This is a genomic window from Enterobacter cloacae complex sp. IR5402, assembly GCF_049238125.1.
GTDB classification, from domain to species: Bacteria; Pseudomonadota; Gammaproteobacteria; order Enterobacterales; family Enterobacteriaceae; genus Enterobacter; species Enterobacter hormaechei_C.
Genome location: NZ_JBMKHO010000009.1, coordinates 15,055 through 31,281, shown reverse-complemented (window position 1 = coordinate 31,281; position 16,227 = coordinate 15,055). Strand labels below are relative to the sequence as shown.

17 protein-coding genes are annotated in these 16,227 nt (G+C 57.0%); 11 read left to right on the top strand and 6 right to left on the bottom strand.

Annotation, left to right across the window (positions count from 1 at the left end):
• Positions 1 to 146: 146 nt before the first annotated feature.
• A complete protein-coding gene (gene tsgA / locus ACOTXL_RS15655) occupies positions 147 to 1,331 on the bottom strand; it encodes an MFS transporter TsgA (RefSeq protein WP_003861648.1) in 1,185 nt (394 codons plus the stop codon).
• Between the two features lie 278 nt (positions 1,332 to 1,609).
• Between tsgA and ppiA the strand changes: the two genes are divergently transcribed.
• The 4 genes from ppiA (at position 1,610) to argD (ending at position 4,774) form a co-directional block, all read left to right on the top strand.
• Positions 1,610 to 2,182, top strand: a complete 573-nt coding sequence (gene ppiA / locus ACOTXL_RS15650; protein WP_003861649.1) for a peptidylprolyl isomerase A — start codon at positions 1,610 to 1,612, stop codon at positions 2,180 to 2,182.
• Between the two features lie 105 nt (positions 2,183 to 2,287).
• Positions 2,288 to 2,872, top strand: a complete 585-nt coding sequence (locus ACOTXL_RS15645) for a putative adenosine monophosphate-protein transferase Fic (RefSeq protein ID WP_086531984.1) — start codon at positions 2,288 to 2,290, stop codon at positions 2,870 to 2,872.
• A 30-nt stretch (positions 2,873 to 2,902) separates the two neighbouring features.
• Positions 2,903 to 3,466 (top strand): aminodeoxychorismate synthase component 2, encoded by a 564-nt coding sequence (pabA, locus tag ACOTXL_RS15640; RefSeq protein ID WP_003861654.1) that lies wholly within the window; start codon positions 2,903 to 2,905, stop codon positions 3,464 to 3,466.
• An 87-nt stretch (positions 3,467 to 3,553) separates the two neighbouring features.
• On the top strand, positions 3,554 to 4,774 hold the full coding sequence (argD, locus tag ACOTXL_RS15635; RefSeq protein WP_176687075.1) for a bifunctional acetylornithine/succinyldiaminopimelate transaminase: 1,221 nt from the start codon (positions 3,554 to 3,556) through the stop codon (positions 4,772 to 4,774).
• Here the strand turns inward: argD and ACOTXL_RS15630 are convergent.
• Together ACOTXL_RS15630 and crp are read right to left on the bottom strand one after the other, a co-directional pair.
• Positions 4,771 to 6,858 (bottom strand): YccS/YhfK family putative transporter, encoded by a 2,088-nt coding sequence (locus ACOTXL_RS15630; protein WP_045345633.1) that lies wholly within the window; start codon positions 6,856 to 6,858, stop codon positions 4,771 to 4,773. The two genes, argD and ACOTXL_RS15630, sit on opposite strands and share 4 nt — an antisense overlap.
• A 57-nt stretch (positions 6,859 to 6,915) precedes the next feature.
• Positions 6,916 to 7,548, bottom strand: a complete 633-nt coding sequence (gene crp, locus ACOTXL_RS15625) for a cAMP-activated global transcriptional regulator CRP (protein ID WP_000242758.1) — start codon at positions 7,546 to 7,548, stop codon at positions 6,916 to 6,918.
• A 310-nt stretch (positions 7,549 to 7,858) separates the two neighbouring features.
• Between crp and ACOTXL_RS15620 the strand changes: the two genes are divergently transcribed.
• Complete coding sequence (locus tag ACOTXL_RS15620; protein WP_045345632.1) at positions 7,859 to 8,263, top strand: OsmC family protein; 405 nt, start codon at positions 7,859 to 7,861, stop codon at positions 8,261 to 8,263.
• Positions 8,264 to 8,329: 66 nt separating this feature from the next.
• Here the strand turns inward: ACOTXL_RS15620 and ACOTXL_RS15615 are convergent, their stop codons facing one another.
• From ACOTXL_RS15615 to ACOTXL_RS15605, 3 genes are read right to left on the bottom strand one after another with little or no spacing between them, the layout of a single operon-like run.
• Positions 8,330 to 9,199 (bottom strand): phosphoribulokinase, encoded by an 870-nt coding sequence (locus ACOTXL_RS15615; protein ID WP_003861663.1) that lies wholly within the window; start codon positions 9,197 to 9,199, stop codon positions 8,330 to 8,332.
• 30 nt (positions 9,200 to 9,229) lie between these two features.
• Positions 9,230 to 9,448 carry a YheU family protein gene (locus ACOTXL_RS15610; RefSeq protein WP_014171926.1) on the bottom strand — a complete coding sequence of 73 codons (219 nt, stop codon included), beginning with the start codon at positions 9,446 to 9,448 and terminating at the stop codon, positions 9,230 to 9,232.
• A complete protein-coding gene (locus ACOTXL_RS15605) occupies positions 9,445 to 10,467 on the bottom strand; it encodes a hydrolase (protein WP_045330091.1) in 1,023 nt (340 codons plus the stop codon). The genes ACOTXL_RS15610 and ACOTXL_RS15605 overlap by 4 nt, the downstream gene beginning before the upstream one ends.
• Before the next feature lie 228 nt (positions 10,468 to 10,695).
• Here ACOTXL_RS15605 and mdcA point away from each other — a divergent pair, with 228 nt between their 5' ends.
• From mdcA to ACOTXL_RS15575, 6 genes are all read left to right on the top strand, one after another.
• On the top strand, positions 10,696 to 12,351 hold the full coding sequence (mdcA, locus tag ACOTXL_RS15600; protein ID WP_003861669.1) for a malonate decarboxylase subunit alpha: 1,656 nt from the start codon (positions 10,696 to 10,698) through the stop codon (positions 12,349 to 12,351).
• Entirely contained in the window at positions 12,351 to 13,208 is an 858-nt protein-coding gene (locus ACOTXL_RS15595) for a triphosphoribosyl-dephospho-CoA synthase (RefSeq protein ID WP_045330100.1), read from the top strand. Before mdcA ends, ACOTXL_RS15595 begins: the two co-directional genes overlap by 1 nt.
• 9 nt (positions 13,209 to 13,217) lie before the next feature.
• On the top strand, positions 13,218 to 13,517 hold the full coding sequence (gene mdcC / locus ACOTXL_RS15590) for a malonate decarboxylase acyl carrier protein (protein ID WP_000411786.1): 300 nt from the start codon (positions 13,218 to 13,220) through the stop codon (positions 13,515 to 13,517).
• Entirely contained in the window at positions 13,510 to 14,343 is an 834-nt protein-coding gene (locus ACOTXL_RS15585; RefSeq protein WP_003861672.1) for a biotin-independent malonate decarboxylase subunit beta, read from the top strand. Before mdcC ends, ACOTXL_RS15585 begins: the two co-directional genes overlap by 8 nt.
• Complete coding sequence (gene mdcE / locus ACOTXL_RS15580) at positions 14,343 to 15,143, top strand: biotin-independent malonate decarboxylase subunit gamma (protein ID WP_003861675.1); 801 nt, start codon at positions 14,343 to 14,345, stop codon at positions 15,141 to 15,143. Before ACOTXL_RS15585 ends, mdcE begins: the two co-directional genes overlap by 1 nt.
• A 123-nt stretch (positions 15,144 to 15,266) precedes the next feature.
• Positions 15,267 to 16,226, top strand: a complete 960-nt coding sequence (locus ACOTXL_RS15575; protein WP_032660605.1) for an AEC family transporter — start codon at positions 15,267 to 15,269, stop codon at positions 16,224 to 16,226.
• The last annotated feature ends 1 nt before the right edge of the window (position 16,227 follow it).

Genomic DNA, 16,227 nt, shown 5'->3' with positions numbered 1-16,227 from the left:
TCAGGATTTTTATAAGTGACGGATATTGTTTGATTTTTGTGCTTGTTCGTTTTTCGCACAAAATTAATGGGGTTTTTACCCATCGGCGGGCAGGGCGGGTGAGCACAGGGGAAACCCCTTTGCAGTACGCAAAGGGGTTACGGCGATTAGTGGGTAGCTGTTGCCGGGTTGTGTTGACGGTGACGGGTCACAAAGCCCAGCACGAAGCACATGATAAACACTACGGCGTACAGACCGTTAGCGGTATGCAGCGCCGCCAGCGGGCCGCTGTGCGCAACAATCGGGCCCGTGACCACGAAGGTCAGCATGGTGCCGATGGTGCCGCAGGTCAGCACGAAGTTCACCAGCTTTGGCGAGGCCACTTTGGTCTGAAGAGAGCCAAGGGTGATGATCGAGGTATAAATCGCGCTGGAGAAGAAGCCCAGGGTCAGGATGAACCACGGCATATGCTCCGGGGAACCGTTGATGAACAGATACATCAGCACGGTCGCCAGACCCGCCAGAACGGTCAGGATCCGTTGCAGGTCGAAGAAGCGCAGGATAAAGCTAAACGCCCACATGCCGAACATGTAAGACATCCAGAAATCGCTCACCAGTTTACCCGCGTCGTTCAGGCTCATGCCCAGACCTTTCGCATACTCAGGAACCCAGGAGATAAAGCCCAGCTGGCCGAGGATGTAACACAGCGCGGCGATGGAGAGGAACAGTACGCCGATACCCCATTTTTCTTTCGCAACCGGCTCGGATGTAGTCTGCGCTTTTTTGCCCAGCACCGGGAACTCGCAGCCGAAGGTGAGAATGAAGATCGCGACATAGACCAGACCAATGCAGGCATATACCCAGTACCACTCAATGCTGCGCGCCAGAAGATACGCGGCGACCATCGGGAAAATCATCCCGGCCATGCTGAAGAAGGAGTCGGTGAACAGCAGACGCGCGCCGCGCTGGCGGCCTTCATACATGTGCGTAATCAGAAACGTACCGATCGACATGGTGATCCCGCTCACCAGGCCCAGTACGAACATGGCGGCAGAGAAGAGGGCGATGCTGTGGCTCAACATCAGGCCCGCCACGGCGGCAACCATCAGCACGAAGCCAAAACGCAGCTGCGTTTTCAGCGGTACGATTTCCATCAGCCAGGCATTAAGGAAAATAGAGATCAGGATCCCCGCGTTCAGGAAGGTGAAGGTGTTACTCATGCTGGAAACGGGCAGCTGGAAGTAGTCTGCGATATTTCCCATCACCATCCCGGTGACGATCACCAACGCGCCGGTCAGGGCGTAAGAGAAGAAGCTAATCCATGTGAGCTTGATGCGATTGCTGTTAGTCATGTCTGGCCTGTTAAAAGTAAAGAAAAACGCAATGACTGCGTTTGAGCGGGCAGATTTTAGTCGCGAAAGTGATCTAATTAAATCTTTTCAGAAAATTTTGAGCACAATTGCAGGTTTTAACGTGATGCAGATCACATTACGTTGCAGGGTGAACAATCGTTTGCGCGGTAATAATTGTTTCAATTTGGTAAAATTAGGTAAAAGACTGGTCTGGGTTCATACTGCTCTTTAGAATCAAGCCATTCGCTTTTTATACTGCGCTTTGTTAAGGAATTCTCATGCTCAAATCAACACTGGCGGCTGTTGCAGCTGTGTTTGCTCTTTCTGCCGTTTCCCCTGCTGCGCTGGCAGCCAAAGGAGACCCTCACGTCCTGCTGACTACCTCTGCGGGGAATATTGAGCTGGAGCTGGATAGCCAGAAAGCCCCTGTTTCGGTGAAAAACTTCCTCGACTACGTGAACAGTGGTTTTTATAACAACACCACGTTCCACCGCGTGATCCCGGGCTTTATGATTCAGGGTGGCGGTTTTAACGAGCAGATGCAGCAGAAACAGCCCAACCCGCCCATCAAAAATGAAGCTGACAACGGCCTGTTGAACAAGCGCGGCACCATCTCCATGGCGCGTACGGCGGACAAAGACAGCGCCACCAGCCAGTTCTTCCTCAACGTGGCTGATAACGCCTTCCTGGACCACGGTCAGCGCGACTTTGGCTACGCGGTGTTTGGCAAAGTGGTGAAAGGCATGGACGTGGCGGATAAGATCTCTCAGGTTCAGACTCACGATGTCGGTCCATACCAGAATGTGCCGACTAAGCCTGTCGTCATTCTCTCCGCGAAAGTGCTGCCGTAATCGTTCGTCCACACGGGCATATCCTGCCCGTGTCTTTCCGCCCTCCCTGCGAAAGCGCGTTTTGCTGCTTATACTTGTGGCAAACGGACTATTCAGGGAGGCGTAGTGAAAAAACTCACCGACAAGCAAAAATCCCGTCTCTGGGAGCAACAACGTAATGTCAATTTTCAGGCCAGCTGCCTCCTTGAAAAAGGTAAGGGGCCCGCTGAACCCGATATCGAGACGCTGGAACTGGGGCCTTCCGCACCGGGTTTACCCCATCTGTGTCTTATTCACCGCCATTTATTCCGCAACGAAATGAAAGGCGCGGGCGAGCTGCGCACCGCCGATATTTCCAAGGGCGACATTCCTTTTTGCCATTTCGAGTACATCGAGAAAGTGGGTAATGAGCTGATGGCTTCGCTGGAAAGTGATAAATATCTGGTAGGCCTTCAGAAAGAAGAGTTTACAGACAGAATCAGTCATTACTACTGTGAAATCAACATGCTACATCCGTTTATGAGCGGTAATGGCGTGGCCCAGCGGATCTTCTTTGAACAACTGGCTATTCATGCGGGCTACGTGCTGAACTGGCAGGGGATCGACCCGGACGACTGGGCTGCCGCCAACCAGAGCGGGGCGATGGGGGATTTGACCGCCCTGAACGTCATCTTCGCCAAAGTTTTGAGCGAAGCGCGGGAATCTGCGTAAAATAGGGCGGCCATTTTTTCAGGAGCCGCCATGATTCTGCTGATTGATAACTATGATTCCTTTACCTGGAACCTCTACCAGTATTTTTGCGAGCTGGGGGCAGAGGTGGTTGTCCGCCGTAACGATGAGATCGCGCTGGATGACATTGACGCGCTGGCACCTCAGAAAATCGTGATTTCGCCCGGGCCGTGTACCCCGTCGGAGTCCGGCATCTCGCTGGCGGTAATCCAACACTATGCGGGCAAACTGCCGATTCTGGGCGTCTGCCTGGGTCACCAGGCCATTGCGCAGGTCTTTGGCGCCACCATTGTCCGTGCCGCGAAAGTCATGCATGGCAAAACCTCACCGATCACACACACCGGTACCGGCGCATTCCTGGGGCTAAACAATCCGTTAACCGTGACGCGCTACCATTCTCTGATTATTGATCCGCCGACCCTGCCGGCCTGCTTTGAGGTTACCGCCTGGAGCGAGACGCAGGAGATCATGGGCATTCGCCACCGCGAGTACGATCTGGAAGGTGTGCAGTTCCACCCGGAAAGCATTCTCAGCGAACAGGGGCACGCGCTGCTGGCTAATTTCCTTAATCGCTGAATATCGGTTGCCTTGCTGTGATTTTTTATGCATATTTTGTGATTATATTTTCACAATAACTGTGACATAAAAATGGATGGTCATGACATGGCAACTGAACAACCAGCAATTACCCGCGCGACATTCGATGAAGTGATCCTGCCGATTTATGCACCGGCTGAATTTATCCCGGTGAAAGGGAGAGGCAGCCGCGTCTGGGATCAGCAGGGCAACGAGTATGTTGATTTCGCAGGCGGTATTGCGGTGACGGCACTGGGCCATTGCCATCCTGCGCTGGTGGACGCGCTGAAAACGCAGGGCGAAACGCTGTGGCACACCAGCAACGTGTTCACCAACGAACCGGCGCTGCGTCTGGGGCGTAAGATCATCGATGCCACCTTCGCCGAACGCGTGCTGTTTATGAACTCCGGCACCGAAGCCAACGAAACCGCCTTTAAGCTGGCGCGCTACTACGCAACCACGCGTCATAGTCCGTACAAAACCAAAATCATCGCCTTCCATAACGCCTTCCACGGTCGCTCGTTCTTTACCGTTTCCGTGGGCGGCCAGCCGAAGTATTCCGACGGCTTTGGTCCGAAACCTGCGGATATCATCCACGTGCCGTTTAACGATCTGCACGCCGTTAAAGCGGTGATGGACGATCACACCTGTGCCGTGGTGGTCGAGCCCATTCAGGGGGAAGGCGGCGTCACGGCGGCCACCCCGGAATTTCTGCAAGGGCTGCGCGAACTGTGCGACGAGCACCAGGCGCTGCTGGTGTTTGATGAAGTGCAGTGTGGGATGGGGCGTACCGGGGATCTGTTCGCTTATATGCACTACGGCGTAACGCCGGATATTCTGACCAGCGCGAAAGCGCTCGGCGGCGGTTTCCCGGTCAGTGCGGTACTCACTACCCAGGATATCGCTTCCGCATTTCATGTGGGCTCACACGGCTCCACCTACGGCGGTAATCCGCTGGCGTGTGCCGTGGCGGGTGCGGCGTTCGATATCATTAATACGCCGGACGTCCTGAATGGCGTGAATGCGAAACGCGATCTGTTTTTGAAACATCTTCAGCAGATTGACGAACAGTTTGATGTCTTCAGCGAAATCCGCGGAATGGGGCTGCTGATTGGCGCCGAGTTGAAGCCTCAGTATAAAGGCCGCGCGCGCGATTTCCTGCACGCCGCCGCGCACGAAGGCGTCATGGTGCTCAATGCCGGGCCGGACGTGATGCGCTTTGCGCCATCGCTTGTGGTGGAAGACAAAGACATCGAAGACGGATTAACCCGTTTTGCCGCGGCAGTCGCGAAGATCGTCAGCGACTAATACGCGGTTCGTTTTAACCGGCGCGTTAACCAAATCCCGTGATGCGGGCGCTGACGCCATGCCACCGACGAAATGGTGTGCATGGTGTTCAGGTGGCCGAGAACGCGCTGTAAATGCTGCTCAAGGGTGCTCATCGGCCCGTGGGTCAGCGTCTCCGGCGCTTCCAGAATGTTCGAATCACCTGACTCGCCCGGTGCATCATACTCCAGGCGCTGCTGACAGCGCTGCAACGCAATTTCACACGACTGCAAATAGCGCTGCGCCAGATCCGGCGTCAGCATCGTGTGCTCCCGCGCCAGCGTCGTCATGGCATTGATGTGCTCGACGATAAACTGGCTGTGCGTGACCCACAGCTTCATGTCAGCCAGATAGTGCGCGTTAAAGCCCGGCTCCTGCATGGCCTGGTTAAGGGAGTTGAACAGGGCGTTATGCGCCTGGTTGACCTTCATGCGCTCGTAGGCCAGCGGAGAGGGTTGTGGGTCATCGCTCAGGATCAGACGAATGGCCTGCTGGTCAGCTTCCAGCGCGTCGTGGGCGTTCTGCCTCAACAGCCCACTCTGCCACTGCGGCCACAGCCAGACCATGCCGCCAAAGGCGATCAGGCAGCCAATCAGCGTATCGACCAGACGGGCAATAATAAACTGTTCCCCGTTAAGCGTGAGCAGTTGAAGGGTATACACCGCCGTCACCGTAAAGCCCACCATCGCCCAGCCGTAGTTTTTGCGGATAATCAGATAGCTCACCAGCGTGATTGCCAGCATACCGGCCAGGGTATAGCCCTCCGGCACGTGGAAGTGCAGCGTCACGCCCGCGATAATCAGCCCCGCCATCGTGCCGCCCGCCCGATGCAGAATGCGCACCCGCGTGGCGCCATAGCCGTTCTGGGTAACAAACAGTACGGTCATTAAGATCCAGTAGGGTTTCGGCAGGTGCAGGGCCATTCCCATCAGGCTGGCGATGCTCAGCATCACACTGATCCGTGCGGCATTGCGCAGGGCAGAAGATTTCAGTGAAAGATAGCTTTTGAGCGCGGGCAGCAGCGGCAGCCGTTTTTGCTTATCGGCCATCAGGTCGCGGGCATAAAGCGGGCGCTGGGTGCGTAACACCCGGGCGATGCGGCTGAAATGCCAGGCAGCAAATTGCCCGACCGGGTTATCCGCGTGCTGACGCGCAATCTTTTCCAGCGCGCCGAGCTGTTTGTCCATGTTAAAGCGCGTCGGGTAGCGGTGATAGAGGATATCGTCAGCCAGCACCCGCAGGCGGGCCGCGACGGTCTGCGCGTTCCAGCGGATCACCGCTTCTGCATGGCTGCGCTCCACCAGCTTTTGCACCTCTTCCGGATTATGAAGGCTGACGGAGATATGCTCCTGCAAATCCAGCCCGACCTGGAAGATTCGCAGCAGCCGCTTGTATTCATGATTTTTGTTGGCGGCAAGCATGTGCAGCTGCTGATAGCACTGGCTGATCAGATCCACCACTTTTTGCTGGCGCGCCAGTAGCGGCGGCAGGGATTTTTCCGGGTCGGTATGTTGAGTGAGCAGGGTGTATTTTGCTTCGCAGTATTCAGCAAGCTGCACGTAGAGCAGGCTCAGGGATTCGCGCAGCGGCTGTTCCCGCCACAGCCAGAACCAGAACCAGTTAAACAGCCCGTACCACAGCGTGCCGAGGGCGTAGATCAGCAATGGCTCCCACACCGGCATGTTGCCTGCAAGGCTTAAGGTGAAGATGGCGGCAATCAGCGACGCGGGAAGCAGGCGGGCGTGTAGCGAGCTGATTTCGGCGGTGACGCCGAGCGTCATCGCCAGCACGGTCAGGATCAGAGGCAGAGGAATGTCGCGGGCCAGTAAGAGCTGTACGGCAAGGCTACAGCCGGCAAACAGGCAGCCGCCAATAATCAGACGTTTAAAAAAGCGTTTATGGGGCGTATCCAGACCGGCAATGTTGCAGCAGGCGGGCACGAGGGAAAACAGCAGGCCTTGCTGAAGATGTCCGAGGATCAGGCCCACGGCCACGGGAAGACACAACACCAGCGTTTGTCGCAGTGCGTAGTTAACTTCCGGGTGATAGATCAGCCTGCGCCACATGAGGAGTAGAGACAAAAACGGCGTGCCACCCTGCGGCGGCACGCCGTTTGACCGGAATTAACGGGTCCCGTAAACCACGATGGTTTTACCGTGGGCGGAGATCAGGTTCTGATCTTCCAGCATCTTCAGGATACGGCCCACTGTTTCACGGGAGCAGCCGACGATCTGACCGATTTCCTGGCGGGTAATTTTAATTTGCATACCGTCAGGGTGAGTCATGGCGTCTGGTTGTTTCGCCAGGTTCAGCAGCGTCTGCGCGATACGACCGGTTACGTCCAGGAAGGCGAGGTTACCTACCTTCTCAGAGGTCACTTGCAGACGGCGTGCCATCTGGGAAGAGAGACGCATCAGGATGTCAGGGTTGACCTGAATCAGCTGACGGAATTTCTTATAAGAAATTTCAGCCACTTCACATGCTGTTTTTGCACGAACCCAGGCGCTACGTTCCTGGCCTTCTTCAAACAGGCCCAGTTCACCGATAAAATCGCCCTGGTTCAGATAAGAAAGGATCATCTCTTTCCCTTCTTCATCTTTGATCAGCACGGCCACCGAGCCTTTAACGATGTAATACAACGTTTCCGCTTTTTCACCCTGGTGAATCAGCGTGCTCTTTGATGGGTACTTATGAATGTGGCAATGAGACAAGAACCATTCGAGAGTCGGGTCTGTTTGCGGTTTGCCAAGCACCATGCGCTGTTATCCTCTGTTATAAGCTGTCACCAGAGTCATAAGATGCATCCGGACTCTGGGGTTGCAATCGAATTCTTACCCATACCTGGGAAGTCGGCTGTCGTAACGTTTCGCAGCCAGTAAAGTTTGATGTCCTCTGCATACATGTGTAACGTCAATGTATTACTGTAGCATCCAGAGTGTTTTAGCATAGCTTTCGCCGCGTGTCTCCTGGTGTCTCGCTTCAGCATGACGCAGGTCGCCTTCCGTTGCGAGAAATGTAACGTACACGTAATCTGTCATAAAAAATGCAACGTTGGAGTGAGTGAATATGCAAGCGCGTGTGAAATGGGTTGAAGGGTTAACGTTCCTGGGCGAGTCTGCTTCCGGGCATCAGGTTTTGATGGATGGCAACTCCGGCGATAAAGCGCCAAGCCCGATGGAGATGGTGCTGATGGCGGCGGGCGGATGCAGCGCGATCGACGTGGTGTCGATCCTGCAAAAAGGCCGTCATGGCGTGACCGATTGTGAAGTGAAGCTGACGTCAGAACGTCGCGAAGAGGCGCCACGCCTGTTCACGCATATTAATCTGCACTTTATCGTCACCGGCAAAGAACTGAAGGATGCGGCGGTCTCGCGTGCGGTTGACCTGTCTGCGGAGAAATACTGCTCTGTGGCGTTAATGCTGGAGAAAGCGGTAAACATCACCCATTCGTATGAAGTGATAGAGGCTTAATTATTGGGGCATCGTGCGTGTTGATGCCCTCACCCTAACCCTCTCCCACGGGGAGAGGGAACATGTTCACGCGATTTGCTTTCCTTCCATCAGCCGCTGCACCAGCGGTGTCATGATAAGTTCCATTGCCAGCCCCATTTTTCCCCCGGGCACCACTAACGTATTCATGTGCGAAATAAACGAACCTTGTAGCATCGCCAGCAGCCAGGGGTAATCAATGCCTTCCAGGTTGCGGAAGTGGATCACCACAAAGCTCTCGTCCAGGGAAGGGATGCTTTTTGCGGCGAACGGGTTGGAGGTGTCCACGGTGGGGACGCGCTGGAAGTTAATGTGGGTTCGGGAGAACTGCGGCGTCAGGAAGTTGATGTAATCTTCCATGGAGCGCACCACCGAGTCCATGACCGCCTCTCGCGAATGGCCGCGCTCGCTCATGTCACGCGTCAGCTTCTGGATCCACTCAAGGTTAACAATCGGCACCACCCCCACCAGCAAATCCACGTGGCGCGCCACGTCGTGCTGAGGCGTCACCACGCCGCCGTGCAATCCTTCGTAAAACAGCACGTCAGTCGGTTCCGGCAGCGGCTGCCAGGGCGTGAACGTGCCGGGGACCTGGTTCCAGGGCACGGCTTCATCGTAGGTGTGGAGATACTTGCGGGACTGCCCGGTACCGCTTTGCCCGTATTCACGGAAGGTTTGCTCCAGCAGGCCGAAGTCATTGGCCTCCGGGCCGAAGTAGCTGATGTGTTTACCCAGATCGCGCGCCTTGCGGATGGCCATATCCATCTCCGGGCGCGTGTAGCGGTGAAAGCTGTCGCCTTCTACCTCGGCCGCCCGTAAGTTAAGCTGGGCGAAGATCTTGCGGAAGGCGAGGCTGGTGGTAGTGGTTCCCGCCCCACTCGAACCCGTAACGGCAATAACCGGATGTCTGGCAGACATAGCAACTCCCTGACTGGAAAAGTGTAAAGATCAGCCATGAAACGCGTTGCGGGGCATGATATTGACCGTCTCATGCAGTTCGGACCATACCAGCACCACGTCGCCGCTTTTAAGCTGGCGCTTAACATCGTTGACCTTTTGTTCAAGCGAACGTTCATGTTCACCATAATCGGTGCCTTCGCGCAAGACAAAGCTTTCAATCAGATTATCGAGCGTGTCGGGAGAGAGATCCTGCCAGGGAATAATCATTTTTTACCGTCCAGATAGGCCGTTAACCAGTCGGGAATACGCGTCTCAAGCCACATTTTTGGCCGACGCAGCGTGCCGCCGACAAAACCGACGTGTCCCCCGAATTGGGTGAGCTGATACTCCACGTTGGCCGGCAGATGATCGGGCGCCGGGATCGAGTGATGATCCATAAACGGATCATCTTTGGCGTGGATAATCAGCGTGGGTTTCGTGATTTGATTCAGTAAAGGCATGGCGCTGCACTGACGGTAATAGTCAATCGCATCGGCAAAACCGTGAATTTTCGAGGTGATCAAATCATCAAACTCGCGCAGGCGCTTCACGCGTTTGAGCTGTTGCAGCGTCACAGGCAGCGTATCCGGATAGGCCTTCAGCTTGCGCGCGGCGTTGGCTTTCAGCAGGTTGAGCAGGTAGCGCTGGTACACTCGCGAAAAGCCCTTTTCCATATGATAGCTGCACTGCTCCAGCATAAACGGCGCAGAGACAATCACCGCCGCATCCAGCGGTACGGCGTCGCTCTCCTTCGCCAGCAGACAGGCCAGCATATTGCCGCCCAGCGAATACCCCACCGCTGCCGTTGGCGCCTCGCCGAAATTGTCTCTTAGCCAGCGCAGGAACCAGGTGCCGTCCTCGGTTTCACCCGAGTGATAAATGCGTTTCTGACGATTAGGCTCGCCGCTGCATCCGCGAAAATGCATCACCACCCCAAGCCAGCCGCGGGCTTTCGCCGCCTCAATGAGTCCGTGTGCGTAAGGGCTGTGCAGGCTGCCTTCCAGACCGTGAAACACTACCAGACGGGGTTTATGTCTGGCCCGATCCGGATCTTCGCTCCAGGCGAGATCCAAAAAGTCGCCATCCGGCAAATCCAGGCGTTGCCAGTGCGGGGTGAACTGTACCTTGCGGCGGATCAGGCGCGGCAGCATGGTTTGCAGGTGAGGGTTAGCCACACCGCGCATGGGCACGAACTCTGCGCTCTCTTCGGCTGCAATGTCGAAGTCTGAGGGAATGATTTGGGTCATAAGGGCGATGCTGATTCTTGTCAGAAATTAACTATACCTTCCGAATTGTACCCCGTTTAGCCCGTTTTTCCGAAACATGAACTGATCCCGATCACAAATATTTACCTCGATTATTACTCTCAGGCTAATGATTTGCCTCTACGCTTAATTGATGCCTTTCTCACCAGAGCGCACACTTTACTCAACGTTAAGCAAATCAGAATGATGTGCTGAATCAGGAGGTTAATAATGTTATCTGGGCAAACACCCACCCGGCAATGGAACACCCGACGCAGTGAGAAAGCGCGTCGTCTGGCGTCCGTACCGGTGCAGGGCAAGGTACTGCCAACCGGCGATCTTGTCGCCATGCTGGAAAAACTGATCGCACCAGGCGACAAAGTCGTTCTGGAAGGCAACAACCAGAAGCAGGCGGATTTCCTTTCCCGTTCACTGGCGGAAGTGAACCCGCAAATCGTGCACGATCTGCATATGATCATGCCGAGCGTGGGCCGCAGCGAACATCTGGACATCTTTGAGAAAGGCATCGCCCGCAAGCTCGACTTCTCCTTCTCCGGTACGCAAAGCCTGCGCATTTCGCAGCTGCTGGAGGATGGTCAGCTCGAAATCGGGGCGATTCACACCTACATCGAACTCTACTCACGTTTATACGTCGACCTTTCGCCAAACGTGGCGCTGATTGCCGGTTTTAAAGCGGACCGCAAAGGCAACCTCTATACCGGGGCGAGTACCGAAGATACCCCGGCGCTGGTGGAAGCCGCCGCGTTCCACGACGGCATCGTCATCGCGCAGGTGAACGAGCTGGTGGATGACGAGTGCGACCTTCCGCGTGTGGATATTCCGGGCTCGTGGATTGATTTTGTGGTGGTTGCCGATAAGCCGTTCTTTATCGAACCGCTTTTCACCCGCGACCCACGCCTGATCAAACAGGAACACATCCTGATGGCGATGATGGCGATTAAAGGCATCTACGCCGAACACCAGGTGCAGTCCCTGAACCACGGGATTGGCTTTAACACCGCAGCGATCGAGCTGCTGCTGCCAACCTACGGCGAACAGCTCGGACTCAAAGGCAAAATCTGTAAACACTGGACTTTGAACCCGCATCCAACGCTGATCCCGGCCATCGAAAGCGGCTGGGTGGAGAGCGTCCACTGCTTCGGCGGCGAGCTGGGGATGGAAGAGTACATCCGCGCTCGTCCGGACGTGTTCTTTACCGGTGCTGACGGCTCCATGCGCTCTAACCGCGCCTTCTGTCAGCTGGCTGGTCAGTACGCGGTCGATATGTTTATCGGCTCCACGCTACAGGTTGATGGTTACGCTAACTCCTCAACCGTGACTCGCGGCCGTCTTTCCGGCTTCGGCGGCGCGCCAAACATGGGCCACGATCCGCACGGTCGTCGCCACGCCACACCGGCCTGGCTGAACATGATCACCGAGCCTGACCCGATGCAGCGCGGTAAAAAGCTGGTTGTGCAGATGGTGGAAACCTTCCAGGCGGGCGTGAAGCCAACCTTCGTGGAAAAACTCGACGCTGTTGACGTCGCGAAAGCCTCCGGTATGCCGCTGGCGCCGGTCATGATTTATGGCGATGACGTCACCCACGTGCTGACGGAAGAGGGGATTGCTTACCTCTACCGGGCGAAAGATCTGGAAGAGCGTCGCGCCATGGTCGCCGCCGTGGCGGGTATCACCGATATCGGTCTGGGCGTTGACGCCAAACGCGTGGCGGAACTGCGCCAGAGCGGCAAGGTTGTGTATCCGGAAGATATGGGCATTCGTCGTACCGATGCCACTCGCTCTCTGCTGGCTGCGGGCAGCGTGGCTGACCTCGTTGAGTGGTCCGGTGGTCTGTATAACCCACCTGCGAAATTCCGGAGCTGGTAATGAAACTTCTGCCCCAGATCCAGGTTGAAGGCGGTGCCGAATGGCTGGCGCGAACCGCCACGCAGTGTCTGATTGACGAAGCACGTTTAAGCCCGAAGCCCGGTCTGGTGGACAGCCGGGGGAACGGCGCGCACCACGATTTATCGCTTGCGCTGATGGAGCGCTCCGCTCACAGCCTGACCCCCACGTTTCAGGCGCTGGCACAGCAGAGCTGGCAGCGTCCGGCGGATATTGCCCTCCGGCAAACCGTTGGCCGCCTGGGTCGCGAAGGTGAACGGCAGATGATGGCCGCTACCGACGGCGTGAACACGCACCGTGGCGCGATCTGGGCGCTGGGATTGCTGGTGAGCGCGGTGGCGATGCTGGGCGGCGATGCCCGGGCGCAAACCGTCGCGAACACCGCCGCTCAGCTGGCGAAGCTGCCGGATGACGTGGCGCCGAAAGTGTTCAGCAAGGGGTTACGCGTCACGCACCGCTACCGTGTACCGGGTGCGCGTGAAGAGGCTCAGCAGGCGTTTCCGCACATCATGCAGCGCGCGCTGCCGCAGCTTCGCCTCAGCCGTCTCAACGGCAGCAGCGAAACGCAGGCCAGACTCGACGCGCTGATGGCGATCATGACCTCGCTCACCGACACCTGCGTGCTGTCGCGCGCCGGCATGGAGGGGCTGGACGCCATGCAGAACGGCGCCCGTGCAGTGCTGAACGCCGGAGGATGCGCAACGCTCGCCGGCCAGCAGGCGCTGGCGCGGTTAGACCGTCAGATGCTGGCGCTTAACGCCTCGCCGGGCGGAGCCGCAGACCTGCTTGCCGCCACGCTGTTTCTTGACCGCGTCGAAACGCCCTATTCAAAGCATTAAGAGGATGTTATGGAAAAAATCACATTGACCGTGCCCGCCAGCCGCGAAGTAAGCGGCAGGGCGCTGGCAGGGGTAGTCGGTTCCGGGGATATGGAGGTGCTTTTCACCGCCGAACCGGGCCAGACCTTAACCATTGATATCACCACCTCCGTCGACAACAGCCGCGGGCGCTGGGAGGCGTTGTTCAACCGCCTGCAAACCGTCAGCAGCCTGCCCGCAGGTAAGCTGACTATCCACGACTTCGGCGCGACGCCGGGCGTGGCACGCATTCGTATCGAACAGGTCTTTGAAGGGGTGAATCATGCGTGATGACAGCAGCTTTATCGAACTAAAAGCGCGCCAGCGTGCACAGGCGCTGCTCGACGACGGCAGCTACCGCGAACTGCTGGATCCGTTCGAAGGCATTATCTCGCCATGGCTTGGGCCACAGGGGATTGTTCCTCAGGCTGATGATGGCATGGTGGTCGCGAAAGGGACCATCAACGGCCAGCCTGCGGTGGTGGTGGCGATTGAAGGCACCTTCCAGGGCGGCAGCATGGGCGAAGTGTCCGGCGCCAAAATGGCGGCGGCGCTGGAGCTGGCGGCGGAAGATAACCGCAACGGCATTCCGACTCAGGCGGTACTGTGCCTCGAAACCGGTGGCGTACGTTTGCAGGAAGCCAACCTTGGCCTGGCGGCGATTGCCGATATCCACGCCGCGATCGTTGACCTGCGTCGCTATACCCCGGTCGTCGGGATTGTCGCCGGGACCGTAGGCTGCTTCGGCGGGATGTCTATCGCCGCGGCGCTGTGCAGCTATCTGATTGTGACCCGCGAAGCGCGTCTTGGCCTCAACGGCCCGCAGGTTATTGAGCAGGAAGCGGGCATTGAAGAGTACGACTCCCGCGACCGTCCGTTTATCTGGAGCATGACCGGCGGCGAAGTGCGCTATGAAAGCGGGCTGGTGGACGCGCTCGTCGGCGACGGCGTGAACGCGGTGAAAGCCGCGATGAACGAGGCCATCGCCAAAGGCGTACCGGCGAAACATCGCACCGATAACTACGACGATTATCTGAACCGTCTGACGAATTTCGACACCCGCAAACAGGCCGATGCCGAACAGATTAAAGCGCTTTTTGCCCGGGAGGTGAAATGATGACTAACTCAATTAGCCGTGGCGAACTCTGGCTGGAAACTCTGGCCCCGAACGCGAAACGTCTGGAGGGGTTATGCCCGTCCGTGCAGGCCGCAGACGGCGAGCTGAACGGTGAAACGGTGCGTTTTGTCGCCGTGGTGCCGGACGCCAACAACCACTTCCCGCGCGCGGCGCAAGGGGAAGTCGGCCTGCTGGAAGGCTGGACGCTGGCAAAAGTGGTCAGCGAAACCGTTGCCGCTGATGCAGATAAAGCCGTGAAGCGCCCGATTGTGGCGGTGATCGATGTCCCAAGCCAGGCCTATGGCCGTCGCGAAGAGGCGTTTGGCATCCACCAGGCGCTGGCCGGCGCCGCTGCCGCCTACGCTAATGCGCGGCTGGCAGGTCATCCGGTGATTGGTCTTATCGTCGGTAAGGCCATGTCCGGCGCGTTTCTGGCGCACGGCTACCAGGCTAACCGTCTGATTGCCTTCAACGATAAAGGCGTGCTGATCCACGCCATGGGCAAAGAGTCTGCGGCGCGCATTACGCTGCGTACCGTTGAGGCGCTGGAAAAACTGGCGGCAACCATCCCGCCAATGGCGTACGACATCAGCAACTACGCCACGCTGGGGCTGCTTTCCGACCTGCTGGATATCAGCAATCCGGATGCCCCTTCCGAAAGCGATCTGACGCGGGTGAAAACCACCCTGCAACAGGCCATCAGTGACGCTCGTCAGGACACCACGTTGAAAAACCGTCTGGGTGCTGACAACCGCCGCAGCTCAGCGCTCGTACGTGAACGTATGCGAGCCAGCTGGTAAGTAAAAAGAGACCTGCCAGATGCATCACCCCGTGGGCGCGCCCGTTGCGTCCACGCGGGAACCTGCATCCTGAAAATAATAAACATCGCGCCAGTGCTTAAACTTTTTTACTACAGGTGATTTATGACTTACGTAATTGTTCATGCTCTTGCACCGATTTTCGTCATCATGCTGCTGGGATTCTGGGCCGGTAAGGCAAAGATGGTCGATAACAAAAATGTTTCCCTGCTGAATATCTTCGTGATGGATTTTGCACTCCCGGCCGCGCTATTCAGCGCCACCGTGCAAACCCCGTGGACCGGCATCGTGGCGCAGTCGCCGCTGATCCTGGTTCTCACTCTGGCGATGTGGATCACCTATGCGGTCATCTACTTCCTCGCGACAAACGTATTTAAAAAATCCCCGCAGGATGCGGCCGTGCTGACGCTGACCGTCGCCCTGCCAAACTACGCGGCGCTTGGCCTGCCGATTCTGGGCAGCGTGCTGGGTGAAAGTTCTTCTACTTCTCTCTCCGTGGCGGTCTCCATCGCCTGTGGTTCGGTGCTGATGACCCCGTTCTGCCTGCTGATTCTGGAGCGTGAGAAAGCCCGCGCCGAAGGCAATAACTCCGGTTCAACGCTTTCCATGCTGCCGGTGCTGATGTGGCGCTCCATTAAAAAACCGATCGTGATGGGCCCGCTGCTGGGTGTGATCCTGTCCGCTATCGGCATCAAAATGCCGGAGCTGGTGCTGGCGGCGATTAAACCGCTGGGACTGTCCGCGACCGCTGCGGCGCTGTTCCTGACCGGCGTGATCCTCTCCGCGCGTAAGCTTCAGATCAACACCATGGTGATCACTTCTACTATCGCCAAGCTGCTGATCCAGCCAGCGATTGCCTGGGGTATCGTTTTAATCTTCGGTCTGCACGGCTCCGTGGCGATCACCGCCATCCTGATGATTGCGCTGTCCGCGGGCTTCTTTGGCGTGGTGTTCGGTAACCGCTTTGGCGTGCAGTCGCCGGATGCTGAAGCCGTGCTGCTGTTAAGCTCCGTACTGTGTATCCTGTCGCTGCCGCTGTTTATCTCGCTGACTTCAGGAATGTAAT